Genomic DNA, 867 nt, shown 5'->3' on the forward strand with positions numbered 1-867 from the left:
TCAGTAGCGGTAGTGGTCCGGCTTGTACGGGCCGTCGACCTCGACGCCGATGTACGCGGCCTGCTCCGGGCGCAGCGTGGTGAGCTTGACGCCGAGCGAGTCCAGGTGGAGACGGGCGACCTTCTCGTCCAGGTGCTTGGGCAGCGTGTACACACCGACCGGGTACGCGTCCGGCTTGGTGAACAGCTCGATCTGGGCCAGCGTCTGGTCCGCGAAGGAGTTGGACATCACGAACGACGGGTGACCGGTGGCGTTGCCCAGGTTCAGCAGACGCCCCTCGGACAGCACGATGATCACCTTGCCGTCCGGGAACGTCCACGTGTGGACCTGCGGCTTGACCTCGTCCTTCACGACACCCGGCAGCTTCGCCAGACCGGCCATGTCGATCTCGTTGTCGAAGTGACCGATGTTCCCGACGATCGCCTGGTGCTTCATCCTGGCCATGTCCGAGGCCATGATGATGTCCTTGTTGCCCGTCGTGGTGACGAAGATGTCCGCCTGGCCCACGACCTCGTCCAACGTCGTCACCTGATAGCCGTCCATCGCCGCCTGCAGCGCGCAGATCGGGTCGATCTCCGTGACGATCACACGGGCGCCCTGGCCGCGCAGGGACTCCGCGCAGCCCTTGCCCACATCGCCGTAGCCGCACACGACCGCGGTCTTGCCGCCGATCAGCACGTCCGTGGCCCGGTTGATCCCGTCGATCAGCGAGTGACGGCAGCCGTACTTGTTGTCGAACTTCGACTTCGTCACCGCGTCATTGACATTGATCGCCGGGAACAGCAGGACGCCGTCGCGCTGCATCTCGTACAGACGGTGGACACCCGTCGTGGTCTCCTCCGTCACGCCGCGGATCTCCGACGCCAG

General features: G+C 65.3%; 1 protein-coding gene. It reads right to left on the bottom strand.

Annotated elements, in window-relative coordinates; all coding sequences use genetic code 11:
* Window positions 1-867: adenosylhomocysteinase (locus ADK64_RS06670; RefSeq protein ID WP_078992519.1), on the bottom strand; the 867-nt coding region annotated here is incomplete at its 5' end.

The sequence above is a fragment of the Streptomyces sp. MMG1121 genome (genome assembly GCF_001280015.1).
In the GTDB taxonomy this organism is placed as follows: domain Bacteria; phylum Actinomycetota; class Actinomycetes; order Streptomycetales; family Streptomycetaceae; genus Streptomyces.